Raw genomic sequence first — 23,799 nt, 5'->3', positions numbered from 1 at the left:
AAGCATTTTTACCTAAATTGTCAAAAGAAAGTATTTATCTTTACGGGCATTTTGTGATAAAATCATTCGGTGATTTTTCAATAACTTCAGGTGGGTGACTTCCCTTGCGTGCTTCTATAAAAAGAATATTAATTGGCCGGCCGTTAAAATCAACGGAATTAGGCGAACAAAAATTGAATATCTTAAAGGCTCTTGCGATTCTGTCTTCTGATGCGCTCTCATCCGTTGCCTATGGAACAGAGCAAATTTTGATTGTTCTGGCATCGATCAGTGTGATTGCTGCCTGGTATTCCGTACCGATTGCGATTGGGGTTTTGTTTTTATTAGCCGCGCTCATCATCTCTTATCGGCAAATTATCTTTTCTTACCCGCAAGGTGGGGGAGCGTATCTTGTGTCCAAGGAAAATTTAGGCGAGAAGGCCGGATTGATTGCCGGTGGTTCGTTATTAGTGGACTACATATTAACGGTAGCGGTAAGTGTATCTGCGGGGACGGATGCGATTACCTCAGCGTTTCCGGTATTACATGCACATACTGTATCGATTGCTTGTTTTCTTGTTGTTGTGATTACGATCTTGAATCTGCGCGGGTTAACGGAATCGGCGACGATTTTAGCCTATCCGGTATACTTGTTTGTCTTTGCATTGTTCATATTAATTGTCACAGGCCTTTATAAAATCGCTACAGGCCACGTATCGCAAGGTCTGCATGCGCCGCTTGGAACACCTGTTCAAGGGATAACCTTATTTATTTTATTAAGGGCTTTTGCTTCCGGCTGCTCGGCGTTAACCGGGGTAGAAGCGATCTCCAATGCGATTCCGAATTTTAAAGAACCGGCGCCAAAAAACGCGGCCAAGACACTCATTTTAATGGGTTCCTTATTGGCCCTGATGTTTTCCGGGATTACTTTTTTAGCGTATTATTACGGCATTGCCCCAAAACATGATGAAACTGTTGTTTCACAAATCGCCAGGGAAACGTTCGGGCGCAATATGGTTTACTTTTTTATTCAGGGAACAACTGCACTCATTTTAGTGTTGGCGGCGAATACGGGATTCTCAGCCTTCCCATTATTGGCTTACAATCTGGCAAAAGATAAGTATATGCCGAGAATGTTTACGATCAGAGGAGACCGTCTTGGCTATTCAAATGGAATCGTATCTTTGGGAATTGCCTCAATCTTCTTGATCATTATCTTCCAAGGGCAGACGGAGCAGTTAATTCCGCTTTATGCGGTCGGGGTATTTATTCCATTTACCCTGTCGCAAACCGGGATGATTATCAAGTGGGTTCGCGAAAAACCGGCCGGATGGACCGCGCGGCTTAGTGCGAATTTAATCGGGGCAGTGATTACCCTAACCGTACTGATTATATTCTTTTTAACCAAATTTACTCATGTTTGGTTTGCTGTCGTCTTTTTGCCGATCATTGTGACGATCTTCCTTAAAATTCACCGTCATTATCGGGATGTTGGCGAACAGCTGCGAATCCATTCGGAGCAGCCAGCGATTGAACCGGAGGGAAATGTGATCATCGTTCCGGTTGCCGGAATTACAAAGGTAGTTGAACACTCCCTTAACTATGCGAAAACATTAGCAGATCAAGTATATGCCGTCTATATTTCCTTTGATCGTGAGGATGAAAAACGATTTGAGGAAAAATGGCGGCAAGCCTATCCGGATGTAAGGCTTGTCACGCTGCAATCGCGCTATCGCAGCATACTGCAGCCATTAGCCAAATTTATTGATACAGTCCAGCATAAAGCAAAAGAGAGGAATTACGAAGTGACCGTGTTGATTCCGCAATTTATCCCGAAAAAGAGCTGGCATAATATTTTGCACAATCAATCTGGTCTATTGATCCGCTCCTATCTGATCTATAGGAAAAATGTGATTGTGACCACCTTGCCATATCGTTTTAAAAAGTAAAAAGGACGTGCTGTTCGCGGTTTTGTGTGGTAAAATGACATTAAAATTGAAAATAAATGGTTTTCTAGGGTTCCGTGATTTGAGAAAGTCAGCTGGTCCGAGAGAAAACACACAGAACCGCTATTCAATTGTCCAGTTTCGCACTTCAGTTGTTCTGTGTCCACGGAAGGATAAAAGCCTGGGAGATACTGATTATCAGTCATCTCTTGGGCTTTTTGTTTAATAGGAGGTTAGAAAAATGGCTTTTTTGGTTGAAAATAAGTGGATGATCTTAGTCTGTCTTGAGGTGTTGGCATGGTCCTCGACCTTTTTTCTCCTATATGCGCGCTATGGCTTGCAATCAAGTTTTTGGTTTAAGGTAGCCACGATTTTATTCGCAATCACCGGAGTAATTCCCCAGGTGTTGATGGGAATTGTCAATTTTATTTCTACCAGAAAAGTAGATTTGTTTACCTTAATTATTGTCCTTCTTATTCTCTATGGCTTTACGATTGGCAAAAGTCATGTCAGGAAGCTTGATGCTTGGGCTCAGGAAAAGTTTTCGCGCCAACCGTCCAAAGAAGAAACCACCGATTGAAGTTATTCGGTGGTTTTTCGCGTTTTTTGGATTAAAAAATAGATGGCGCCAATCACAACCGCAGCAATGATGAGCGGCATGACATATGGCTGGGCATATTCTTTAATATGAGCCCAGTTACTGCCTAATACTTCTCCTAAATAAAGGAAGAGGACAGTCCAGGGGACGATTGCCGCCACCGTATATAGAATAAATTTAGAAATCGGCATTTTCGCGATACCGGCTGGAATGGAAATGGCATGGCGAACTACCGGGATGAATCTGGCCGTAAATATGACACCGGCACCGTACCTGCGAAACCACAGCTCAGCCACATCGATATGTTTCTTTTTAATCAAGACATATTTTCCGTATTTCTCTAAGAATGGCCGACCTCCATAATATCCAGCCCAATACAAAAAGACTTGTGCCAGTGTTCCGCCAATTGTGCCGGCAATAATCGCCCCAAAATAATTAAGATGACCTTGGGATATCATGTAACCGCCGTATCCTAAAACAATTTCACTTGGAATAATCTCAATCATTAGTCCTAAGGCTATGCCTAAATAGCCCAACTGTGCCAAAAAGTCTAAAATTGTAAAAATAAATTCCTTCATAGCGCACCCTTTTTTTAAGTAATCTTCATTTAGTTTATAACACTTTGTCTCATTATCAAATAATTATGGCTTGTTTCCGGGAAACATTCCCAAAATGTTTTCACATCAAACCGCTTCAATCGAAATATAAGAGGTTCCTATGTTCCGGTTGAAATGGCTGGAACTCTAACAAATGCAGAGAAGCGGCAGAGCATAGACCTGCCGCCTGCTGATCAGATATTTAATGATTTATCTGACGAGAACATGTAGTTTCGATGATGAAAGTGGATACTGTAAACCAACCCCATGGCAAACATATTCCCCATCAGTGAGCTGCCGCCATAGCTGATAAATGGCAGCGGAATCCCGGTAATTGGCAGCACTTGAATCGTCATCCCGATATTTTGAAATACATGGAAGGCAATCATGCTGATAATCCCGGTACAGACATACGAATTAAAGGGATCATTGGTATCCAATGCCGTCTTGATTAAATGATAGATGAGTAAAAAGTAAAGGCTGATAACGATACTGCCGCCGATAAAGCCGTATTCCTCGCCAATCACGCTGAAAATAAAATCTGTATGGGCTTCGGGAACATACACTTCACCGTTACGAAACCCCTTGCCAGAGATAAGTCCTGAACCGATGGCACTTAATGATTTAACCAAGTGATAGCTGGAACCGCTGGCATATGTATAAGGATCGAGCCAGGAATAAATCCGGTTGAATTGGTAGGTTTGGACATGCAAGTATTTTTCAAGGAGTTCTGGCATTTTCACGACAAGATAGATGATCCCGGTGCCAAGAGCCGCCGCCGCCCCGTAGATCGGCACAATGATTTTCCACGAAATTCCGGAAACAAGAATAATCCCGGTCAAGATGGATAAAATCACGAGAGCGGTTCCCAGGTCCGGCTGGAGCATAATTAAGCCAACCGGTGCTGCCGTAGTAATGCCAAGCTTCAAAAGCAAGATAAAATCTGTCTTTAAAGTTTTTATCGGATTTTTCTCATGATGCGATGTAATTACCCGGCTGAGGGCTAAAATCAAAAACACTTTAACAAATTCAGATGGTTGAATTTGTCCGAGTCCTCCAATTAAAAACCAGCTTTTTGCGCCGTTTCTAATCGGTGCTATACTCTCAGGGGCGATGTATACCCCGATCAGCAGCAACAGCCCAAAACCATACAAGATCCACGCCAGCTTTTTGTATTGAAAGCTGTCAAAAAAAATGGTAACTGCTATAATGACCGCGCCAACGCCGTACCAAAAGATTTGATTCACCATGAAGTTCCGGCCCACGTACTGTCCGGTAGATTGTGCACTGTAGATAGCAATGCAGCTAATCAGAAAAAATAAAAATAACAGCAGTGTTAGGGTCCAATCAAACCGATCATTTTTTTTCATATGTTCATTCATAGGCTTCACCTATTCATTTCATTTTTGCCCAAGTTGAAGCGGAATACTATTTCTATTCTGAGTCACAACAATAATGTATGTTATGCAATATAAAGCATCCTCTATATAGATAACGTTTTTTCAGCAAGAAAGGTTTCAGTTTTTTGCCAAAAGACAAGGTTGTTTCGCTACTTATACTAAATATTGTAAAAACATTGTCGCAATCCCAAAATAAGTGAGCAATGAAAAAATATCATTAAGCGTTGTGATCAGGGGCCCTGATGCTACTGCTGGATCAATTTTTAAACGGTAAAGGATCAGCGGGATGACCGTTCCGGCTAGCGTTCCAATAATAAGGGTGAAAAATAGGGAACAGCCGACAACGATTCCTAAAATGAAATTTCCCCGCCAAATATAGGCGATGATCGAGATGAGCACAGCGCAGGTTACACCAATGCAAATGCCAACCCCAAGCTCGCGCATCACTAAACGAAAAATGACCTTTTTATTAATATCATGAGATATCAGGCCGCGGACAACCACTGCCAGAGATTGGGTTCCGGTGTTTCCGGTCATACCGGCAATCATCGGCATAAAAAAGGCAAGGGCGACGACTTTCTGCAATGTCTCTTCAAAACCGCTGATAATTCTGCCGGAAATAAGTCCGATAAATAATAACAAAATGAGCCAGGGAAGCCGTCTGGCGGCTGCAACCAATGTTTTCGTTTCAAAATCAATGGCCTTCCCGGATGCTGATAATTTTTCAATATCTTCATTTGCTTCTTTAATGACAACATCGAGAACGTCATCAACGGTTACAATCCCGACAAGTACATGGTCCTCATCGACTACCGGAACAGCAATAAAGTCATAGCGTTCAACAGTTTGGGCGACAACCTCCTGGTCGGTCGTGACGGTGACATAAATGACCCGCTCATACATGATTTCGTTAATTTTTTCACCTGGTTCTGCTAAAAGTAAATCACGATAGGAGACAACGCCAACAAGTCGGCTGTTTTCATCAATCACATATAAATAGTTAAGTGACTCGGCATATTCGGCAAAGGATTTCAACTTATCGACGGCTTCTCGAACAGTATAGTAGTTACGGATCCAGACAAAGCGGTTTGTCATTAATCGGCCGGCTGTTTCCGGTGGATATTTCATAATATCCTGAACCGCGTTTGACTCTTCCTTGTTCATTTCAGATAGAAAGGAGTCCTTTTTCTCCGGAGACATTTCATGCAGTAATGTTGCTAAGTCATCATTGTCCATTAAATTCAGCACTTTACTGGACTTTTCAATTCCCAGTATATTCAATAAATCGAGTTGTTCCTCTTTATCAAGCTCTTCCATCAGGTCAGCAAGAACGTCAAATTTTAAAAAAAGGAGGAACCGGTGTCGGTGCTTTTCAGGCAGCTCCTGATAAATTTTAGCCACATCATAAGGTTGAAGCTCATCAATCATTGCCTCAAATTCTGCTTTTTTATTTTCTTTTAAGGTTTTAATGATATATAAGCTAATTTCATTTTCTGTCATATCTTTAATCATTTCTCGCTCACCCTTTCCTGTGTGACTTACCTAAATAAAAAATGGCAGATTTGTGGTCAATAAATTAGACAGAAGATCAATAATAGGTAAAAATAGTATGTGTCAATATATTGCAAATTCTTATATCAAAAAATGACAACAATGTTATCATAGCTTATTTTTTGTAAATAAAATGAAATAAGCTATTTGATCTATTTTTTGTTAAAATAAGTAAGTATGAACGAAGCATCTGGAAGTTATTTGACAACTTTCTTTTGAATAAAGTATTGAGAATCGTTTGGCATCTTTCTCATCGAACGGAGGAGTTTGGCAGTGAAAAAGCATCATCAAGACATACGGGACCTTATTTATGTTCATTTAAATCAAACAGATCAGTATGTCATTTCTCATGGTATCGAATTTGCTGAGTTTGTTTCAACCTTTTCAGGAACATTAAATAACCTGCTGCTGTTGGAGCACCGCTTTGATGATGCTGATTTTAACATGCATACATTACTTGAATATTGTCCGGTTGAAAGAATTAATAAACTGGCAGCTGAGGATGTGTACGGATACGGGAATTTTTGCTGGATTGACTTTATTGAAGAAGATGTTCTGAATGAACTGACCGGTCAGGAAATGGCAGAATTGTTATATTTGGGCCACCACAAGCATCATTTAAGGCTCCCTTTTTATAATAAATTGGGCAATCGCTTTGTTTATTTAGCTAATGATGATGGCTGGTACAATAAAACGTATTATCGCACTTTTAAGGATTTCTTTCAATTGTTTAGTATCGTCATCTCCCATAAACTCGGAGGATTAAGAGTGGAAAAGTCACTGCTGGGGATCCGCAAAAAACGGGTGTATCCGCCGGTAAACAAAGAAATCCTGCTTACCTTAACACCATTAATTAAAGAAGGAATTTGTCTTTCATTAAGAGATGCTGACCACCAGCGGACCAGGATAGAAATTCCCATTTGGGTACTTGGTGATTTCGCTAATATGGATGATATGTATGAGGAGTATTTGCAGATTTCCCGTGACCGTTCCCATGCCAAAATTATTTTTGACAAAAAAACAAAAGAGTGGAAGCTAAATGTGAAGTAAATGCCTGAGACTGAACCAGTCCTAACGATGGGGGACTGGTTCTTTTTAGCTAATAAGAGAGTATAAATTCAACTACGTCTCTGTCTTCGTCCTTAAGGACTCGCCAAGCGACGAGTTTTCATTTAAGAGAACAATTCATTGATAACAAGGATATTAGAAAACCAGCCAGCTATTTGTTAAAATTCTGATAAATTTTCGTTCGTTCGTTTTTAAGCAAGCTGTTCAAGACATAAAATAGTTTAAAGTTGCCGAAGTATGCCTTTTTTCCCAAATAAAAAAACATATCTGAAATTATTTCTTTGCTTCCATAAAGTGATAAAATAAAACATGAGTGAATAATTGGAGGTAGACCGATGAAAACAAAAATAGGTTTGTTGTATGGAGGAAAATCTGCCGAGCATAAAGTATCATTGCAAACAGCGATGGCAGTCATGAAAGCATTAGATCTGGAAAAATTTGAAATTCACCCGATTTACATAGATGTGGAGGGCCGTTGGATTAAAGGCCCTGAACTGACCGCACCAGTGGACGACGTGAAGGCACTGCAGTTTTCAGAGGGGGACAAATTATCCCCGGCAGCCTTGGCCCCGGCAGTATTCCAAGCTTCCGAACAGGAAAAGGATTCGCTTGATGTGGTTTTTCCGTTACTGCATGGGCCAAATGGTGAGGACGGGACGGTTCAGGGGTTATTCGAACTGTTAAATATCCCATACGTTGGGAATGGCGTTCTTGCCTCTGCAGCGGGAATGGATAAAGTTTTAATGAAAAATATTTTTGCCCAAGCGGGACTTACACAAGTTAACTATGTTTCATTTCTTAAAAAAGAATGGGAGCAAGCCAAAGAAGCAGCCTATGCAAAAGTTGAAGCCGAGCTTGACTATCCTTGCTTTGTAAAGCCGGCTAATCTCGGTTCAAGTGTCGGCATCAGCAAATGCCGGAATCGGGCAGAATTAGAGGCTGCGTTCGCAGAAGCCTTCCAATTTGACCGAAAAGTGATTATTGAACAGGGAGTAATCGCCCGTGAGATTGAGATTGGTGTGCTTGGAAATGACGAACCGGAATGTTCTGTGGCCGGTGAAATCGTCCCGAAAAAGGATTTCTATGATTACACAGCAAAATACGAGGACGGAAATACCGCGCTGATTATCCCTGCTGATATTACAGCGGAGGAATATCAGAAATTAAAAGATATGGCGATTCGCGCCTTCAAAGCTTTGGATTGTTCGGGACTTGTCCGTGCCGATTTCTTTTTAACAAAGGATGGCGAGGTGATCATTAATGAGGTGAATACGATGCCCGGGTTTACGCCATTTAGCATGTTCCCATTATTATGGAAGCATACAGGGCTTGAGTATCCGCAACTAATTGAACGCCTCGTTAACCTGGCAAAAGAACGGCATGCTGAGAAGCAGCAAATCAAATACACTATCTAAAGACACGGCAGGAGCCATGTCCGTTCTTATCTACAAGGAGGGATATGAACATGATCAAACGGTCTGTGCAGCAGATTGCAGAAATAATTTCGGCAAAAAATGATCTAAGCCGATTTTCTCAAATACAAATTTCCGGAGTGACGATTGATTCCAGAAAAATTGCACCGGGGAATTTATTTGTTCCCTTTAAAGGCGAGCACGTGGACGGCCACAAATATGTTGAGGAAGCGATTGGCAAAGGTGCTGCTGCTGCGCTGTGGCAGGAGGATGTTCCCAATCCACCGCGCCATTTGCCGATTATCATTGTGGAAGACTGCCTCGCCAGTTTGCAGGAATTGGCCCGGCAATATCGTCACGAATTAAATCTCAAGGTTGTCGGCATCACTGGAAGTAATGGTAAAACAACGACAAAGGACATGACGGCAAGTTTATTGGCGACAGCCTACAAAGTCCAAAAGACGGAAGGGAATTTTAATAACCATATCGGTTTGCCATTAACGGTGTTAAGTCTGGAAGAGGACACGGAAATTGCTGTTCTCGAAATGGGGATGAGCGGCCGGGGGGAAATCGCCCTTTTAACAAAGATTGCCTGTCCGGATGCGGTTGTAATCACTAATATCGGTGAATCTCATTTACTGGATCTTGGCTCGAGAGAAGCAATTGCCGAGGCCAAACTTGAGATTTTGCAAGGGCTAAAACCTGGGGGTCTCGCTGTCCTTCATGGCGACGAACCGTTGTTAATGGAAAGGATTCAGCAGCATCAAGGCAATATTGAAGTGCAAACCTTTGGCAGAAATGATAATAATGATTTTTATCCAATCGAAATCACGCAGCTGGAACAAGGAAACCGTTTTAAAATTAACGCGGCAAATGAAACATTTGAACTGCCCATTTTGGGAACCCATAATATTCTCAATGCACTTGCCTCAATGTTGATTGCTCGCCATTTTTCCATTCCGTTTGCAAAAATCAGCGAGGCGCTCCAGAAGGTTAAGCTGACGAATATGCGGATGGAGTTGGTGGAAGGACGTCACGGTGAAAAAATTATTAATGATGCCTATAATGCCAGCCCCACCTCGATGATGGCGGCAATCGAATTGGTGGCCAATCTCAACGGCTTTGAACGGAAGGTCCTCGTATTGGGCGATATGCTTGAACTTGGCCCTGAAGAGGAGCAATATCATCAAAAAATTGGTGCCGATTTAAATCCTGAACAAATTGATTTGCTATTTACGTATGGCAAACTTGGCGCCCAGATTGCCCATTCTGCAAGAGAAGTTTTAGGTGCAAACCGGGTGTTTGCGTTTTTCGATAAAGATGCCTTAGTGCAACAGTTAGAGCAGCATGTCAATAAAGACACGCTCGTGTTGGTTAAAGCATCTCGTGGAATGAAGTTAGAAGAAGTTGTCAAAGCATTACAGAAGGAATAACCTTATTGGTAATGGATGGATTCCAGCAACAATTGGCGGATAGCATGCTGTAATTGGCGGGGGAGCACATTCCAATTGGCGAGAAATACACTCCAACTGGCGAAAAGAGTGCCCCAATTGGCGAGAAACACACTCCAACTGGCGAAAAGCGCACGCCAATTGGCGAGAAGCACACTCCAACTGGCGAGAAGCGCACCCCAATTGGCGAGAAACATACTCCATTAGCATAATGCCAACCAAGTGGCCACCATTCCCCGAAATGCAGGACAACCCGTTTATCCTGCCTTAACGGGAGTACGACCCAGCGGGTTTAAATTTCACTTTATTGCAATATATGTATGAAAATGTTATGATTATTTTCAGCATGTCTAGAAATTGACGAAATGAAGGCATACTCCTTTGGAGGAATGTCTTTTTTTTGGTAAAATAAAGATGTTGCGTAAATTCGAATAGATCCGTATCGTGAGAATAGATTCGGCACTAGATATATACAATAATTTTCAAATAGACGAAGGAGAATGAAAACATTGACGAAGTTTGAAGAACTAGGAATAAGCCAAGCGACATTAAAGGCTGTCCTCCGCATGGGATTTGAAGAAGCTACTCCAATTCAGGCAGAAACCATTCCACTCAGCCTTGCGAATAATGATGTGATCGGCCAGGCACAGACAGGAACAGGTAAAACAGCCGCTTTCGGAATTCCATTAGTAGAAAAGGTTGATAAACAACTCGAAGCCATTCAAGGGATTATCATTGCACCAACACGAGAGCTTGCGATTCAAGTATCGGAAGAGCTTTATAAAATTGGTGCAGGAAAGAGAGTCCGCGTCCTGCCAATCTATGGCGGTCAGGATATCGGCCGGCAAATTCGTTCGTTAAAAAAAGCACCGCATATAATTGTCGGGACACCAGGACGTCTCCTGGATCATATTAACAGAAAAACGATCCGCCTTGACCATGTTCATACTGTTATTCTCGATGAAGCAGATGAAATGCTAAACATGGGATTTATTGAGGATATCGAAACGATTCTTGCGGAAATTCCGGAAGAACGGCAAACGCTGTTATTCTCAGCAACGATGCCAGCGCCGATTCAGCGGATTGCTGAAAAATTTATGAAGGACCCTAAAGTGGTTCGTGTGAAAACAAAGGAAATGACTGTTCCTTCCATTGAACAATACTACTTGGAAGTACAGGAAAAAAATAAATTTGATGTATTAACCCGGCTGCTTGATATTCAAGCACCAGAGCTGGCAATAGTGTTTGGACGGACGAAACGCCGTGTAGATGAATTATCAGAAGCGTTGAATTTAAGGGGATACACTGCCGAAGGAATTCATGGCGATTTAAGCCAGGCAAAACGGCTTTCAGTTCTCCGCAAATTTAAAGAAGGATCCATTGATGTTCTGGTTGCTACAGATGTGGCAGCTCGGGGGCTGGATATCTCGGGTGTCACCCATGTCTATAATTTTGATATTCCACAAGACCCGGAAAGCTATGTTCACCGCATCGGCCGTACCGGACGTGCTGGAAAAGCCGGCATGGCGATGACATTTGTAACACCGCGCGAGAAATCGTATCTGTTTGTTGTCGAGAAAACAACGAAACGGAAAATGGAACGGATGAAGCCGCCGACCCTTGATGAAGCGCTGGAAGGTCAACAGCGGGCTGTCGTCGATAAAATTTTACAGTCGATTGATAACAATAATCTGCAATATTATAAAGCGGCTGCAGAAGAGTTGCTGGAAACGAATGATGCTTCAACCGTAGTTGCTGCTGCATTGAAAATGTTAACGAAAGAACCGGATACAACACCGGTGAAATTGACGGAAGAAGCACCACTTCCACAAAGACGGGATAAAAAACCGTTTGATCGTGACCGTCGAAGAAGAGATGAGTCACGCGGGTTCAATAGCGACCGTCGAAAAAAGGCTCCAATCAAACCAAGAAGCGGCGGTAAATCATCAAAACCACGAAGCTATAATCATTAATTAAAAAACAAGAAAGCGTTCTGATGATAGTAGGACAGAAGCGTGCGAACCGCTCGTTGATAAATGGAACAAGAGCATGGATAGAACAATTGTCCATGCTCTTTTTTATATTCGCCATTTTGTGCATAATTAGCTGGTGCGATTTACTTAATTTTTTGTATACTTGAACAGTGGAACGTTTCAGTGAAAGGGGCAAAACCAATGATTTCGAAGCCGCAAAAGCGAATTTCACAGAAAGCATTAACGGTATGGCGGATATCCGGTGTCATCACCTCATTAATTGGTTGGTTGATTACGGCTGCTGCCGTATTTTTATTACATATTTTTGATCTCCCGGGTTGGATATCAATCATTTTGATTGTGCTGGCAGTTATTTTTCCTGTTTTACATATTTTTCTCTTTCCGACCCTTAGATGGAAAAGCTGGCGGTATGAAGTTCGCGAAGAAGAAATTGAACTGGAGGAGGGGATATTTGTCAAAACACGGACTTTAGTACCGATGGTCCGGGTTCAGCATGTTGATACAAATCAGGGTCCTCTTTTAAGAAAATATAAGCTTGCCTCCGTAGTCGTTCATACAGCCGCCACTGCCCATACCATTCCGGCATTAGAGGAGACGGAGGCCGAGGAATTACGTTTCTTTATTTCCAAGTTAGCAAGGGTGGCGGAAGAGGATGTCTAAACCAAAGCGGCTTCATCCGATAGCATCTGTTTTATCAGCCGGCAAAGGATTAAAAAAGCTATTATTCCCATTGATTGCACTCATCATCTCGGGTGGCAGTGAGGGGAAAATATCACTTCTTATCACATTGGCTATATCTTTAGTTGCTGTCATTATTTCCCTCATTATCGGGGTCATCTCTTGGCTTCGTTATACATACAGGTTCGAGGAGGATGAGCTTCGCATCGAATACGGCGTGTTTGTTCGGCAAAAACGATACATTCCCTTTGAACGAATTCAAAGCATTAACCTCACAGAGGGGCTTTTGCAGCAAATGTTTGGGCTTGTTAAGGTGCAAATTGAAACGGCAGGCGGTGGTGAAGAGGCAGAAGCGGTCCTATCGGCAGTTTCTAAGGACGATGCGAAACTGATTCAGCAATATGTCACGGTCGCAAAAACAGGTGAAAACCATGAGTTAAAAGATGAACCTGAAGGACAAATCGTTTTTTCGATATCGGTTCCTGAATTAATGATTCTTTCGTTAACATCAGGTGGAGTTGGTGTTGTGATTTCTGCAGCTATCGCCTTTTTGTCACAGCTCGATGACTTTATACCCTATAAGAAGATTTTTGGCGATTTGGAGAAATGGGCCGTCCATAACATTATTGCCCTGGCTTTTCTTGTGTTTATTGGTTTTTTTCTGGCTTGGGTTATTTCTTTAGCCGTAACGATGTTGAAATATGCAAATTTTAACGTGATTAAAACGGAAAAAGATCTTATCATTTCCCAAGGTCTGCTTGAGAAAAAACAAATTACGATCCCGTTAAAGCGGATTCAAGCGATTCGAATTAGCGAGAATATAATCCGGCAAATGCTTGGCTATGCCACCGTTTCCATTGTGAGTGCGGGCGGTTCAACGGCAAATGAGGAAGAGTCCAAGGTTATTTTACTGCCAATTGTCAGAGTGAAGGAAATAGCTTCGTTGTTAAAGGAACCATTGCCGGACTATCAATTGGAGCCTGCTTTAAGTTCTGCTCCAAAAAGAGCGAGGCGGCGCTATATCCTGCGAATCTGGTACATTGTCTTGCCGATCGTCGCGGCAGCGATCTTCTTCTTCCAAACCTGGGGCTTCTTTTCGCTGATCATTCTTGTTGTGGGAACCTGGTGGGCCATTTTAAAATATAACGATGCCGGTTGGAGCTTGGAACAGCAGCAGCTGTGCCTGCGCAGCCGGACCATTAACAGGACGACTGTGTTCATGCCAAGGAAAAGGATTCAAAGCTTGAAATTACGGGAAAGTTATTTTCAACAGAGGCAAGGACTTGGAACACTGGAGGCATTTGTGAAGTCAGGTGCAGGTGATTCCTGGATAGCGGTAGTTGATCTTGAAAGAAGCGACATTCAAAAGGTATATCAATGGTACTCAAGAGAAAGACAGAGGGAGCTCTCCAGCTGATTGGCAAGGGGTCTCCCCATTTTGGGGCTAATAGAAAATTTCACCAATTTCCCTATGTCGCATAAATTCAACTACGCCTCATAAGTCACCCTAACGGATTCGCCAATCGGCAAGTTTCATTTAAAAAAATAGCCGAGGAGAAAACCTCCTAATAAGCCAAAAAGATGCGCGGTAATATTTATATTTGGCTGGATAAAGGTCATAATGAGACTAACGATACATAAGGTAATAATAATTTGTGAGTTTTCCTTGGAGAGCCTATTTTTTTGAAACACAATCATTGCAATATAGTAACCAAACAGACCGAAAATGGCACCGCTCGAGCCGACATGTGTATAGCTGAGCGGTTCAAGCATCACCGTAGCGATATTGGCAATGACACCAGAGGCCAGATAAATGAATAAAAATTTGCTCCCGCCGAGAAGCCGCTCTAATGCCGGACCAAATAAGACCAGCGAAAAACTGTTAAACAGCATATGCGAAAAGCTGGTATGCATAAACGTCGGCGTAATCAGGCGCCAAATTTCGCCCTCCATTATATAAAGATTCACGCCGGAAAAATGTTCATAAAACCAATAGTTTGGAAAAATCGGTAAAATGGTTAATAAATATAAGCCAAGATGAATGGCGACTATCAATGAAACGATCGGGTATAAGCGAAGAAAATCTTGCAAGCTTTCGGTTCTGGTAAACAAAGGAAGGACCCCCTCTCACTATCATCATAAACAGATTGTTGTTCTTTTACACTATTATGCTAACAAATAATGTTATAGAAGGAAGATGGACATGATTCAAGGGATTGGCATTGATATTATTGAGCTCTCTCGAGTTAAGGAGTTGTTATCCCGACAGCAAAAATTTGTTGACAGAGTGTTAACTGTAAATGAAAAGCGGCAATTTGAAGAACTATCTGCAGCAAGAAGGACGGAGTTTTTAGCAGGCAGATTCGCTGCCAAAGAAGCATACGCCAAAGCAGCTGGGACCGGAATCGGAAGAGAACTGTCGTTTTTAGACATTGAAATTGAAACAGATCATTTAGGCAAGCCGTTTATCGTCAGACCTGCGGGTCAAGCACATGTATCCATCTCACACAGCCGCGATTATTGCGTGGCCCAAGTAATTATTGAGGATTAATTTTACTTTAAGAATTGTCTAGCTCCAGCGCATATTCCCCGGGGTTGTCTCATATATTCGTATGGAATAGGAGAGACAAGGTCAGCAACGGTTAGTTTGAAGCCTGATCCCTGCCTTTCTCTTCTCAAAATCATACGAAATGAGACAAGAAGGGGTTGAAGGAATGAGAAAAAAATTCATGCTGCTCATGACCGGGCTGATGGCCATCTTAATTCTCGCTGCCTGTGGCTCGAAATCACAAGATGATGTGGTGAAGGAGTTAAAGGAAAAGGACCTAACGAGCTATAAAGTGGATGCCAAAATGACGCTGAAAATGGGAGCAGAATCGCAAGTTTATAATGTGGAAATCTGGCATAAGGATCCAACTTTTTATCGTGTTAATTTGAAAAATACGGAAAAAGACCAAAGCCAAATGATTTTACGGAATAATCAAGGTGTATTTGTGCTAACTCCGGCTTTAAATAAAAGCTTTAAATTCCAAAGCGATTGGCCGCAAAACAGCAGCCAGGCTTATCTGTACGAGTCGTTGATTAAGGATATTGTTGCCGACAAAGAAGCTAAATTTGCCGAAACAAAAGATCATTATATATTCGAAACGAAGACCCGCTATCAAAATAATTCAATGCTTCCGTTTCAAGAGATTAAGTTGAATAAAAAAGATTTATCCCCGGCCAGCGTAAAGGTGATGGATCCGGACCGCAATGCTCTTGTGACGGTCGAGTTTGAAAAGATGAAATTTAAGGCAAGCTTTAACAAAGACGATTTTAAAATGGAAAAAAATATGACTCGTGCCCAGCTTGGTTTACCGGCGATGGCCGACAGCGGTAACGCAGACTTTATTGTAAAGTATCCAACATATGAACTAGAAGGTACGAAGCTACAGGATGAACAAGAAATTGCCCTTGATAATGGCAAACGTGTGGTTCTAACCTATGATGGCAAGAAATCCTATACACTTGTTCAGGAAAAAGTAAAGGTCAAGGAAGCCTCTACGACCTTTGTTGAAGGCAATCTTGTTGATCTAGGCTTTACGATCGGAGCAGTAACAAAACATTCAATCACTTGGTCCCATGATGGCGTTGACTATATGATTGCTTCAAAAAATTTATCAAAAAAAGAAATGATTGAAGTTGCCCAATCTGTCCAAGCCGAAGAAGTAAAATAATCAAGATGAATTACAGACCTCGAGCCGGGGTCTGTTTTTTCTGAAAAAGGCCGTGCAAACGATAGCAAAACATACTGGCATGCAGGATTCACTCCAACTTTTAGAATTTTTGTGTTAGTGGTAGAATGGGAATGTTCATTTAATAAAACAGGAAGTGAAACCATGGAAGCGCAAGGAACTTTTTACCGTGATACATGGGTAGAAGTGGATTTAGATTCAATACGTAAGAATGTTGCTGCAGTAAAGAAACACGTTCCAAAGGAAATAAACGTCATTGCCGTGGTAAAAGCAAATGCCTATGGCCATGGTGATGTTCAAGTGGCCCAGGCTGCCTTAGAGGCCGGAGCAGTTTACTTAGCAGTGGCTTTTCTTGACGAAGCGATTGCCTTAAGGAACAAAGGAATCACCGCCCCGATTCTGGTATTAGGTGCCTCTCGTCCGGAAGATGTCCGGACGGCAGCCGATAAGCATATCACCCTGACTGTTTTTCAACAGGAATGGCTTCAGGAGGCGCAAAAATATTTGTCTGACAGCGACCGTCTGTTGCTTCATATTAAGGTAGATTCAGGCATGGGGAGAATTGGCGTACGGAGCAGTGAGGAATTAACAGCCATTGAGCAGTTTGTATCAAGGGATAAACGGTTGGTATTTGAAGGCATCTTTACTCACTTTGCCACAGCTGATGAACTCGATACCACCTATTTCAATCAGCAATTAGCCTTTTTTGAAAAAATGCTTGGCCAGTTGTCCCAGCGTCCTCAATATGTTCATACCAGCAATAGTGCTGCCACGATCCGTTTTAAGAAGGCTTATTTTAACACCATCCGGCTGGGGATAGCCATGTATGGGTTAACCCCGTCACTGGAAATGGAAAAAGAAATCCCCTTTCCTTTGCACGAAGCTTTTTCATTGAAAACAAGGCTTGTCAATGTCAAAAAGCTGCACAAGGGGGATAAGGTTAGCTATGGAGCAACCTATGAAAGTCAAGGGGATGAGTGGATTGGTACGCTTCCAATTGGCTATGCCGATGGCTGGATCCGTAAACTTTCAGGCCAGGAAGTGTTAGTCGGAGGCGTACGGGCTCCAATTGTCGGCAGAATATGTATGGATCAATGCATGGTGCGCCTCCCGGAATATTTTCCGCGTGGAACAGAAGTGACATTGATTGGCACCCAGGGGAATCAATTTATCTCCGTTAATGAAATAGCTGCTAAGCTGGAAACAATCAATTATGAAGTACCGTGTATCATAGCCGCCCGGGTTCCAAGGATCTATAAAAAGGACGGAAAGATAGTCGCTATAAACAATTATCTGCTTAATTCGTGAGTTCTATTAGAGAATATTTAACATATTGATGAGATTGCGTGTAAATCGTGCATAAAAGAATGTCCAATTGGCTTATAATACAGTAGGGATTATATTTAGACTATGCACGAAGGAAGAATAATGTTATTATAAATTATGGTATAGATAAATGATAACATGCCGATGGTAGCCCTTTTATGGGCAGTTATGATGGCATGGGCAGTTTTATGGATATAATTCTGTTTTTTTAAAAATGGTGTGTAGTGATGGTGGAGGTGTATGTTTGTGTCTGAATCCAGCGCAACTACGGAGATCTTGGTGAAATTACCACAACATTTGTTAACAGAACTTGATGGTTTTGTTCAACAAGAAAATGTAAACCGCAGTGAATTTATCTACCAGGCAACAAAAATGTATTTACGCGAACGAAAACAGAGACAAATTCGCGAATCCATGAGACGTGGATACATGGAAATGGCTAAAATCAATCTAAGAATCGCATCAGAAGCATTTCAGGCAGAATATGAGGCAGAGCATACCGTTGAACGTCTTGTAAGCGGAGGTTAAACCTTTGATTGTCAAGCGTGGTGACGTATATTTCGCGGACCTATCCCCAGTTGTTGGTTCTGAACAAGGCGGTGTCCGTCCTGTTCTTGTCATCCAAAACGATATCGGGAATCGGTTTAGTCCCACAGTTATTATTGCAGCGATTACTGCTCAAATTCAAAAAGCGAAGCTACCTACTCATGTTGAAATTGATGCAAAACGCTACGGATTTGAACGAGATTCCGTCATCCTGTTGGAGCAAATTCGTACAATCGATAAACAGCGATTAACCGATAAAATTACCCATCTCGATGAGGAAATGATGGAGAAAGTGGATGAAGCCTTACAAGTGAGTCTAGGTCTCATCGAATTCTAGGGAAATGACACGCTCTTTTAAGAAAAAAGAGCGTTTTTTCGTACATATTTTTCTGCCTTCAACTGCTTGAGCAAGCTGAAAAAGCTTGCTTTTTCTTTTTGACGGACTTGTGTTAATGAAAATACCCCCGTTATTCTGATAAAATAAGAGGAAAGGAATGGAGGTTTATCTGTGTGACTGAAACAATCGTAAAAGAGGATCAACATATCGGCAAAATCGCCGCTGAACAAGGAATATCCCCCAAACAGGTGAAGAGTGTCATTTCATTAACAAATGAGGGTAATACAGTTCCCTTTATTGCCCGCTACCGCAAAGAAATGACCGGCGCTCTTGATGAAGTTCAAATCCGTAACATTTTAGAACGATGGCAATATCTCCAAAACCTTGATCAGCGAAAAGAAGAAGTATTACGAATTATTGCTGAGCAAGGGAAATTAACCGAAGAACTGCAACGGACAATCGTCAAAGCGGAGAAGCTGCAAGAGGTCGAAGATTTATACCGTCCTTATAAACAAAAGCGACGGACAAAGGCAACGGTTGCCAAAGAAAAAGGTCTCGAACCATTGGCGGAGTGGCTGCTTACTTTTTCAACCGAGAGCGTTGAAGAGAAGGCAAAAGAATTTTTGTCCGATGAAAAAGAAGTGCTCACTGTCGATGATGCCATTGCCGGGGCGCGGGATATCATTGCCGAAATGGTGTCTGATGATGCGGACGGCCGCAAGTGGATTCGCCGCGAAACATTTAAATCTGGTTCCGTCGTCTCTGCGGTTAAGGATGCGGAGAAGGATGAAAAAAATGTCTACGAAATGTACTATGAGTATGAAGAACCGGTAAGTAAAATTGTTCCTCACCGCATTTTGGCCTTGAATCGTGGTGAAAAAGAAGACATTCTCAGAGTATCGATCAAAATGAATGTTGACTTCATTCTTTCTTATCTAACCAGAAAATGGGTAAAAAAAGAAAATACTCCTGCGACCGCAATTGTTCAAGAAGCAATTGAAGACGGCTATAAACGATTAATTCAGCCTTCAATCGAGCGGGAGATCCGTAACGAATTAACTGAAAAGGCGGAAGAACAAGCGATACATATTTTTTCCGAAAATCTAAGGAATTTGCTTTTACAACCGCCGCTAAAAGGGAAAATGGTTTTAGGAGTGGACCCTGCTTATCGGACTGGCTGCAAGCTGGCTGTCGTCGATGAAACTGGAAAAGTACTCAAAATTGATGTAATTTATCCGCATCCCCCTGTTTCAAAAACGAAGGAAGCTCGTGAAAAATTAATCAAAATCCTGCGAGATTACAAAGTAGAAATGTGTGCCATTGGAAACGGCACGGCCTCGAGGGAAACAGAGCAATTTGTTGCGGATATTTTAAAAGAAATGGATGAAGAAATTTTCTATATTATCGTAAATGAAGCTGGCGCTAGTGTGTATTCCGCATCGGATTTGGCACGTGAAGAGTTTCCGGATTTGCATGTTGAGGAAAGAAGTGCCGTTTCGATTGCCCGCCGCCTGCAGGACCCGCTGGCTGAATTAGTCAAAATTGATCCAAAATCGGTAGGAGTCGGACAATATCAGCATGACGTATCGCAAAAACGGCTTTCTGAATCGTTACATTTTGTTGTGGAAACGGCAGTTAACCAGGTTGGTGTTAATGTCAATACTGCTTCCGCATCATTGCTGCAATATGTTTCCGGGCTGACCAAGACGGCTGCAAATAATGTCGTCAAGCTGCGGGAGGAGGAAGGAAAATTCACCAGCAGGGCACAGTTAAAGAAGGTCCCTCGGCTTGGAGCTAAAACGTATGAACAGGCAATTGGTTTCCTCAGGGTGCTTGATGGGCAAGAACCGTTAGACCGTACCGCAATTCACCCGGAAAACTATGATGAGGTTAAGAAACTTTTAACGAACCTAGGTTTTACCACGGCAGATCTAGGAACGGAAGAGTTGAAAAATGCTTTAAATGGACTCGACTTAAAGGCTGTATCTGTAGAGTTGGCCATAGGTGAATTAACTCTAAAAGACATCGTCGATGCATTAATGAGGCCGGAAAGAGATCCGCGTGATGACCTGCCTCGTCCACTGTTGAAAAAAGATGTTTTAAAACTGGAGGATTTGAAACCGGGGATGGAACTGCAGGGAACGGTCCGAAATGTAGTCGACTTTGGTGCATTTATCGATATCGGAGTAAAGCAGGATGGGCTTGTTCACATCTCCAAGCTTAGCAAACGCTTTGTAAAGCATCCAATGGACATCGTTTCCGTGGGAGACGTTGTCACAGTCTGGGTTGATTCTGTCGATATGAAAAAAGGACGCGTGGCCCTAACAATGTTGCAACCGTCCTGATCAAAAGAAAAAACACTGTTTTTTAATATAGTGAAAGCGCCTGGGACTTCTTTGGTTCTAAAATCAAACTGCAAGAAGACTAAAGCAGCCCCTGGGCCAGCTCCCCTTTTGCTCATCAGAATTATCCAAGGCGCTTGAGGTCAAATAATCTTCTCCCAAAAAGTTAAGAGGGGGACTTTTAGGGTAGAAGTGCATTTGCTTGGCTACTTCGTTCGCACTAAGGAAGACTAATCTTTGGCTGCGCTTCGCTTGCCAGTCGATAAGTCTTCCTATGTCGGGGCTAACCACTAAGGAAAGCTACTGAGAGAATAAGCTTCGCAGGAACAAGCTGTGCTTGTTCCGAAGGCGCTTTCGCTTTTATTATGAGCAGTGTTTTTTTCTGTAAAAAAACCAACATTGGTTTAATAATTTGATCTGATGGCGGTTTTTTTCAAAAAAGGCTCTTTTCATTTGGTTTTGAAACCAAGTCGGCATAATGAAACCTCCCAAAGTGGATTTTCATTAAGTGTATAAATAATATATGCTATAATAGGTTGTCACGTTCTTACAGAAGCGAGGGAGCGGAAAATTGAATGATGTAGAACTGCAATTATTAGTTGAAAAGATATCCATCGATTCATTCGGCAAGCCATTTAAGCATAGGGCAGTTTTTAACACCAGATTAAGAACCACCGGGGGCCGCTATCTTCTGGGAACCCATAATATAGAAATAAATAAGAGATATCTAGAGCAGCTTGGCCATAAGGAATTAATCGGGATCATTAAGCACGAATTATGTCATTACCATCTTCATCTTGAAGGAAAAGGACACCAACACCGTGATAAGGATTTTAAGCAGTTATTAAAAAAAGTAGGTGCACCCCGTTTTTGTAATCAGCTCCCGGAAGCCAAAGCAAAACGTCCCGTGAAAAAATTTCTCGTCTATCAATGTACCAATTGCCATCTTACCTATCAGAGAAAAAGAAGTATCAACACGAGCAGATTTGTTTGCGGAAGGTGCAGGGGCAAATTAGCAAAAGTGAAGGAAGTTATTCTAAAATAAATATGCTCCGTTCCATTTATTTCTACTATAAATCTTATTGACTTTAACTTCTCCCGTCATTATAATGTAAAGAGTCGATAAGGCATCTGCCTTATTTTTTAGTTTTATTCCGCAATAGCTCAGTGGTAAAGACGAGCAAAGCGTCGTGGAAAAGCTGCGAGTTGTACACGCCGAGACGCTGCTTGAATAAGCATACTGAGGCGGGGACACAATTTATGCAATGAGTATGGAATACATTTTATTTTTCCGCAGTAGCTCAGTGGTAGAGCTATCGGCTGTTAACCGATCGGTCGTAGGTTCGAATCCTACCTGCGGAGCCATATAGGGGAAGTACTCAAGTGGCTGAAGAGGCGCCCCTGCTAAGGGTGTAGGTCGCGTAAGCGGCGCGAGGGTTCAAATCCCTCCTTCTCCGTTTAATAAACATTTTCGGCCCCTTGGTCAAGCGGTTAAGACACCGCCCTTTCACGGCGGTAACACGGGTTCGAATCCCGTAGGGGTCATCAGAAATGGGAGATGAGGTTTAGTCCATTTCCTGTTTCTTTCCATAATAATTTATTATTGTTGGGCTATAGCCAAGCGGTAAGGCAACGGACTTTGACTCCGTCATTCGCAGGTTCGAATCCTGCTAGCCCAGCCATTTCAAAAAATGCGGGTGTGGCGGAATTGGCAGACGCACCAGACTTAGGATCTGGCGCCGCAAGGCGTGGGGGTTCGACTCCCTTCACCCGCACCAGAATTTACCTCTTGAAATATAGAAATATATCTGCTAAGATGAATCTCGTCGTTGATAATGCGGTCGTGGCGGAATGGCAGACGCGCTAGGTTGAGGGCCTAGTGGTGGCAACACCGTGGAGGTTCAAGTCCTCTCGGCCGCACCAAAAAAACATTGACAAACCAATGTGCTTGTGATATTATTTAAAAGTTGGTTATTAAAAACGCGCCCGTAGCTCAATTGGATAGAGCGTCTGACTACGGATCAGAAGGTTATGGGTTCGACTCCTATCGGGCGCGCCATATTAACGGGAAATAGCTCAGCTTGGTAGAGCACTTGGTTTGGGACCAAGGGGTCGCAGGTTCGAATCCTGTTTTCCCGACCATTCAAAATAATCAACCTCATCTTATAATGTATGCGGGTGTAGTTTAGTGGTAAAACCACAGCCATGAGCAAAAGCACCTATGGATTCACTTCGAGTTGCCTCGACGCATAAAACATCCTTGATTAAACTTGAAGAGGAAGAGGCATGAAGATTCGTAAGCAAAATGTGGTTAGTAAATTATTATTATATGCGGGTGTAGTTTAGTGGTAAAACCACAGCCTTCCAAGCTGTTGTTGTGGGTTCGATTCCCATCACCCGCTCCACTTTAATTAGTTGGATGGTTCTTTGAAAACTAAACAAACAAAAACGTCAACAAACAATAATCATTCATTTCTTTATTGAAATGAAGCCAACGTTAAATTTTATGAGCTATTTCAACTCAACTTTATTGGAGAGTTTGATCCTGGCTCAGGACGAACGCTGGCGGCGTGCCTAATACATGCAAGTCGAGCGAATCAAGAGGAGCTTGCTCCTCGAGGTTAGCGGCGGACGGGTGAGTAACACGTGGGCAACCTGCCTGTAAGACTGGGATAACTTCGGGAAACCGGAGCTAATACCGGATGATTCTTATCTACACATGTAGATAAGCTAAAAGACGGCGCAAGCTGTCACTTACAGATGGGCCCGCGGCGCATTAGCTAGTTGGTGAGGTAACGGCTCACCAAGGCGACGATGCGTAGCCGACCTGAGAGGGTGATC

Annotated in this window: 21 protein-coding genes, 9 tRNA genes, 1 rRNA gene and 1 riboswitch; of the genes, 26 read left to right on the top strand and 5 right to left on the bottom strand. The window is 42.4% G+C overall.

Translation table 11 applies throughout. The features are described from left to right. Positions 1 to 104: 104 nt before the first annotated feature. Together JK635_RS23870 and JK635_RS23865 are read left to right on the top strand one after the other, a co-directional pair. On the top strand, positions 105 to 1,928 hold the full coding sequence (locus tag JK635_RS23870) for a potassium transporter KimA (protein WP_202656440.1): 1,824 nt from the start codon (positions 105 to 107) through the stop codon (positions 1,926 to 1,928). 53 nt (positions 1,929 to 1,981) lie between these two features. Next, positions 1,982 to 2,115: riboswitch (guanidine-I (ykkC/yxkD leader) on the top strand. A 51-nt stretch (positions 2,116 to 2,166) separates the two neighbouring features. After that, entirely contained in the window at positions 2,167 to 2,505 is a 339-nt protein-coding gene (locus tag JK635_RS23865) for a hypothetical protein (RefSeq protein WP_202656439.1), read from the top strand. Positions 2,506 to 2,507: 2 nt separating this feature from the next. On the opposite strand, the gene uptA is transcribed toward JK635_RS23865, so the two are convergent. The 3 genes from uptA to mgtE form a co-directional block, all read right to left on the bottom strand. Next, entirely contained in the window at positions 2,508 to 3,101 is a 594-nt protein-coding gene (gene uptA / locus JK635_RS23860; protein WP_202656438.1) for an undecaprenyl phosphate transporter UptA, read from the bottom strand. 212 nt (positions 3,102 to 3,313) lie between these two features. Next, on the bottom strand, positions 3,314 to 4,501 hold the full coding sequence (locus JK635_RS23855) for an FtsW/RodA/SpoVE family cell cycle protein (RefSeq protein ID WP_202656437.1): 1,188 nt from the start codon (positions 4,499 to 4,501) through the stop codon (positions 3,314 to 3,316). Between the two features lie 171 nt (positions 4,502 to 4,672). Further along, complete coding sequence (gene mgtE / locus JK635_RS23850; RefSeq protein ID WP_202656436.1) at positions 4,673 to 6,031, bottom strand: magnesium transporter; 1,359 nt, start codon at positions 6,029 to 6,031, stop codon at positions 4,673 to 4,675. 312 nt (positions 6,032 to 6,343) lie between these two features. Here mgtE and JK635_RS23845 point away from each other — a divergent pair, with 312 nt between their 5' ends. The 7 genes from JK635_RS23845 (at position 6,344) to JK635_RS23815 (ending at position 14,090) form a co-directional block, all read left to right on the top strand. Then, the gene (locus JK635_RS23845) at positions 6,344 to 7,120 is read left to right on the top strand and encodes a hypothetical protein (protein WP_202656435.1); all 777 of its coding nucleotides are present in this window, start codon (positions 6,344 to 6,346) and stop codon (positions 7,118 to 7,120) included. A gap of 353 nt (positions 7,121 to 7,473) precedes the next feature. Continuing rightward, positions 7,474 to 8,553, top strand: a complete 1,080-nt coding sequence (locus tag JK635_RS23840; protein WP_202656434.1) for a D-alanine--D-alanine ligase — start codon at positions 7,474 to 7,476, stop codon at positions 8,551 to 8,553. 50 nt (positions 8,554 to 8,603) lie between these two features. Continuing rightward, positions 8,604 to 9,983, top strand: coding sequence for a UDP-N-acetylmuramoyl-tripeptide--D-alanyl-D-alanine ligase (locus JK635_RS23835; RefSeq protein WP_202656433.1), 1,380 nt, complete (start codon positions 8,604 to 8,606; stop codon positions 9,981 to 9,983). 53 nt (positions 9,984 to 10,036) lie between these two features. Beyond that, on the top strand, positions 10,037 to 10,213 hold the full coding sequence (locus JK635_RS23830; RefSeq protein WP_202656432.1) for a hypothetical protein: 177 nt from the start codon (positions 10,037 to 10,039) through the stop codon (positions 10,211 to 10,213). 288 nt (positions 10,214 to 10,501) lie between these two features. Then, positions 10,502 to 11,974 (top strand): degradosome RNA helicase CshA, encoded by a 1,473-nt coding sequence (gene cshA, locus JK635_RS23825; RefSeq protein WP_202656431.1) that lies wholly within the window; start codon positions 10,502 to 10,504, stop codon positions 11,972 to 11,974. A gap of 201 nt (positions 11,975 to 12,175) precedes the next feature. Beyond that, positions 12,176 to 12,655: a PH domain-containing protein gene (locus tag JK635_RS23820; protein ID WP_202656430.1), complete on the top strand. Its 480-nt coding sequence runs from the start codon at positions 12,176 to 12,178 to the stop codon at positions 12,653 to 12,655. Continuing rightward, positions 12,648 to 14,090 (top strand): PH domain-containing protein, encoded by a 1,443-nt coding sequence (locus tag JK635_RS23815; RefSeq protein ID WP_202656429.1) that lies wholly within the window; start codon positions 12,648 to 12,650, stop codon positions 14,088 to 14,090. Before JK635_RS23820 ends, JK635_RS23815 begins: the two co-directional genes overlap by 8 nt. Before the next feature lie 116 nt (positions 14,091 to 14,206). On the opposite strand, the gene JK635_RS23810 is transcribed toward JK635_RS23815, so the two are convergent. After that, entirely contained in the window at positions 14,207 to 14,785 is a 579-nt protein-coding gene (locus JK635_RS23810) for a rhomboid family intramembrane serine protease (protein ID WP_202656428.1), read from the bottom strand. 91 nt (positions 14,786 to 14,876) lie between these two features. Between JK635_RS23810 and acpS the strand changes: the two genes are divergently transcribed. From acpS to JK635_RS23780, 6 genes are all read left to right on the top strand, one after another. Next, entirely contained in the window at positions 14,877 to 15,224 is a 348-nt protein-coding gene (gene acpS, locus JK635_RS23805; RefSeq protein WP_202656427.1) for a holo-ACP synthase, read from the top strand. A 163-nt stretch (positions 15,225 to 15,387) separates the two neighbouring features. Next, positions 15,388 to 16,389 carry an outer membrane lipoprotein-sorting protein gene (locus tag JK635_RS23800; RefSeq protein WP_202656426.1) on the top strand — a complete coding sequence of 334 codons (1,002 nt, stop codon included), beginning with the start codon at positions 15,388 to 15,390 and terminating at the stop codon, positions 16,387 to 16,389. 162 nt (positions 16,390 to 16,551) lie between these two features. Continuing rightward, positions 16,552 to 17,715 carry an alanine racemase gene (gene alr, locus JK635_RS23795; RefSeq protein ID WP_202656425.1) on the top strand — a complete coding sequence of 388 codons (1,164 nt, stop codon included), beginning with the start codon at positions 16,552 to 16,554 and terminating at the stop codon, positions 17,713 to 17,715. A 264-nt stretch (positions 17,716 to 17,979) separates the two neighbouring features. Beyond that, entirely contained in the window at positions 17,980 to 18,261 is a 282-nt protein-coding gene (locus JK635_RS23790; protein ID WP_199421044.1) for a CopG family ribbon-helix-helix protein, read from the top strand. 4 nt (positions 18,262 to 18,265) lie between these two features. Next, positions 18,266 to 18,616, top strand: a complete 351-nt coding sequence (locus tag JK635_RS23785) for a type II toxin-antitoxin system PemK/MazF family toxin (RefSeq protein WP_202656424.1) — start codon at positions 18,266 to 18,268, stop codon at positions 18,614 to 18,616. Positions 18,617 to 18,789: 173 nt separating this feature from the next. Next, the gene (locus tag JK635_RS23780) at positions 18,790 to 20,961 is read left to right on the top strand and encodes a Tex family protein (RefSeq protein ID WP_202656423.1); all 2,172 of its coding nucleotides are present in this window, start codon (positions 18,790 to 18,792) and stop codon (positions 20,959 to 20,961) included. 360 nt (positions 20,962 to 21,321) lie between these two features. On the opposite strand, the gene cmpA is transcribed toward JK635_RS23780, so the two are convergent. After that, complete coding sequence (gene cmpA, locus JK635_RS23775; protein ID WP_202656422.1) at positions 21,322 to 21,435, bottom strand: cortex morphogenetic protein CmpA; 114 nt, start codon at positions 21,433 to 21,435, stop codon at positions 21,322 to 21,324. 94 nt (positions 21,436 to 21,529) lie between these two features. Between cmpA and JK635_RS23770 the strand changes: the two genes are divergently transcribed. The 11 genes from JK635_RS23770 to JK635_RS23720 form a co-directional block, all read left to right on the top strand. Then, positions 21,530 to 22,003: a SprT family protein gene (locus JK635_RS23770; RefSeq protein ID WP_202656421.1), complete on the top strand. Its 474-nt coding sequence runs from the start codon at positions 21,530 to 21,532 to the stop codon at positions 22,001 to 22,003. A 245-nt stretch (positions 22,004 to 22,248) separates the two neighbouring features. Continuing rightward, positions 22,249 to 22,323 (top strand) — tRNA-Asn (locus tag JK635_RS23765). Between the two features lie 4 nt (positions 22,324 to 22,327). Further along, positions 22,328 to 22,415: transfer RNA gene (locus JK635_RS23760), tRNA-Ser, on the top strand. A 16-nt stretch (positions 22,416 to 22,431) separates the two neighbouring features. Continuing rightward, positions 22,432 to 22,503 (top strand) — tRNA-Glu (locus JK635_RS23755). A gap of 62 nt (positions 22,504 to 22,565) precedes the next feature. Then, positions 22,566 to 22,640: transfer RNA gene (locus JK635_RS23750), tRNA-Gln, on the top strand. Positions 22,641 to 22,651: 11 nt separating this feature from the next. Then, positions 22,652 to 22,736, top strand: a tRNA-Leu gene (locus JK635_RS23745). A gap of 59 nt (positions 22,737 to 22,795) precedes the next feature. After that, positions 22,796 to 22,881: transfer RNA gene (locus tag JK635_RS23740), tRNA-Leu, on the top strand. Positions 22,882 to 22,940: 59 nt separating this feature from the next. Then, positions 22,941 to 23,017, top strand: a tRNA-Arg gene (locus tag JK635_RS23735). A gap of 6 nt (positions 23,018 to 23,023) precedes the next feature. Next, positions 23,024 to 23,100, top strand: a tRNA-Pro gene (locus JK635_RS23730). Positions 23,101 to 23,289: 189 nt separating this feature from the next. Next, positions 23,290 to 23,363: transfer RNA gene (locus JK635_RS23725), tRNA-Gly, on the top strand. A gap of 122 nt (positions 23,364 to 23,485) precedes the next feature. Beyond that, positions 23,486 to 23,799, top strand: a 16S ribosomal RNA gene (locus JK635_RS23720); the annotation flags it as partial.

It is taken from the genome of Neobacillus paridis (assembly GCF_016765675.1).
Taxonomy (GTDB): Bacteria; Bacillota; Bacilli; order Bacillales; family Cytobacillaceae; genus Neobacillus; species Neobacillus paridis.
This window is presented reverse-complemented; position numbering and strand designations above follow the sequence as displayed.

Coding starts and splice junctions, on each gene's coding strand:
- JK635_RS23865 (WP_202656439.1), top strand. CDS start 2,167: ATGGCTTTTTTGGTTGAAAATAAGTGGATGATCTTAGTCTGTCTTGAG.
- uptA (WP_202656438.1), bottom strand. CDS start 3,101: ATGAAGGAATTTATTTTTACAATTTTAGACTTTTTGGCACAGTTGGGC.
- JK635_RS23855 (WP_202656437.1), bottom strand. CDS start 4,501: ATGAATGAACATATGAAAAAAAATGATCGGTTTGATTGGACCCTAACA.
- mgtE (WP_202656436.1), bottom strand. CDS start 6,031: ATGATTAAAGATATGACAGAAAATGAAATTAGCTTATATATCATTAAA.
- JK635_RS23840 (WP_202656434.1), top strand. CDS start 7,474: ATGAAAACAAAAATAGGTTTGTTGTATGGAGGAAAATCTGCCGAGCAT.
- JK635_RS23835 (WP_202656433.1), top strand. CDS start 8,604: ATGATCAAACGGTCTGTGCAGCAGATTGCAGAAATAATTTCGGCAAAA.
- cshA (WP_202656431.1), top strand. CDS start 10,502: ATGAAAACATTGACGAAGTTTGAAGAACTAGGAATAAGCCAAGCGACA.
- JK635_RS23820 (WP_202656430.1), top strand. CDS start 12,176: ATGATTTCGAAGCCGCAAAAGCGAATTTCACAGAAAGCATTAACGGTA.
- JK635_RS23815 (WP_202656429.1), top strand. CDS start 12,648: ATGTCTAAACCAAAGCGGCTTCATCCGATAGCATCTGTTTTATCAGCC.
- acpS (WP_202656427.1), top strand. CDS start 14,877: ATGATTCAAGGGATTGGCATTGATATTATTGAGCTCTCTCGAGTTAAG.
- JK635_RS23800 (WP_202656426.1), top strand. CDS start 15,388: ATGAGAAAAAAATTCATGCTGCTCATGACCGGGCTGATGGCCATCTTA.
- alr (WP_202656425.1), top strand. CDS start 16,552: ATGGAAGCGCAAGGAACTTTTTACCGTGATACATGGGTAGAAGTGGAT.
- cmpA (WP_202656422.1), bottom strand. CDS start 21,435: ATGCCGACTTGGTTTCAAAACCAAATGAAAAGAGCCTTTTTTGAAAAA.